The sequence below is a fragment of the Synechococcus sp. R55.3 genome (assembly GCF_047461975.1).
Taxonomy (GTDB): domain Bacteria; phylum Cyanobacteriota; class Cyanobacteriia; order Thermostichales; family Thermostichaceae; genus Thermostichus.
On record NZ_JANSIG010000160.1, the window covers coordinates 1 to 1,121 of the forward strand.

The window sequence follows — 1,121 nt, forward strand, 5'->3', positions numbered from 1 at the left end:
AGCCCTCAAGGGATCCCGGCCACGCCGGTTTGGCGGGCAGCCTGGATTACCGCAGCGGCCACCTGAGGAACCACCCGCCCGTCGAAGACCGAGGGGATGATCCACTGGGGATCCAACTCTTCGGCAGGGATCAAGGCAGCAATGGCTTGAGCGGCAGCCAGGCACATCTCGGTGTTGATCTGCTTGGCGCGGCAGTCGAGGGCGCCGCGAAACACGCCCGGAAAGGCCAGCACGTTGTTGATTTGGTTGGGGTAGTCGCTGCGGCCCGTGGCCATCACTGCCACCCGATTGCCCACCAGCTCCGGCTGGATCTCGGGCACCGGGTTGGCCAGGGCAAAGACGATGGGATCCGGTGCCATTTTTTCTACCATCTCCACTGTCAGGGCATTGGCCACGCTCACCCCAATAAACACATCCGCTCCCACCAAGGCTTCCGCCAGGGATCCCTTCTCCTCGACGGCAATGGCCGCCTTCTCGGGGGTGAGATCGGAACGGGAGCGGCTGAGGATCCCTTGGCGGTCGCAGACCAGGATGTGGGCTGCCCCGGCCCGCCGCAGCAGTTGCGTCACGGCAATGCCGGCTGCCCCGGCCCCGTTGAGGACAATGCGCACCTCGTCTAGGCTCTTTTTCACCACTTTCAGGGCATTCAGCAGCGCCGCCAGCACCACAATGGCGGTGCCGTGCTGATCGTCGTGAAACACCGGCAGGTTGAGGCGGGCCTTGAGCTGAGACTCAATGGCAAAGCAGCGAGGGGCGCTGATGTCTTCCAGGTTAAAGCCGCCAAATCCCGGCGCCAGGCGCACCACCGTCTCTACAATTTCCCCCACCTCCTGAGTGGCCAGGCACAGAGGAAAGGCATCGATATCGGCAAAGCGCTTGAACAGCGCCGCTTTCCCCTCCATCACCGGCAAAGCTGCCTCCGGGCCGACATTCCCCAAGCCCAGCACCGCGCTACCATCGGTTACAATGCCCACACTGTTGCCCTTGATGGTGTACTCATAGACCGCGGCGGGGTTGGCAGCAATTTCCAGAGAAACCCGCCCTACCCCCGGCGTGTAGGCCATGGCCAGATCGGCGGCGCTCTCCAGGGGGCTTTTGGCCACCACTTGCAGTTTTCCCCC

1 protein-coding gene is annotated in these 1,121 nt (G+C 63.5%); it reads right to left on the bottom strand.

Going from position 1 to position 1,121, the window contains the following annotated elements; translation table 11 throughout:
- Positions 1-5 precede the first annotated feature (5 nt).
- A partial coding sequence (locus NW849_RS14300) for an NAD(P)-dependent malic enzyme (protein ID WP_414358506.1) occupies positions 6-1,121 on the bottom strand: 1,116 nt, incomplete at its 5' end.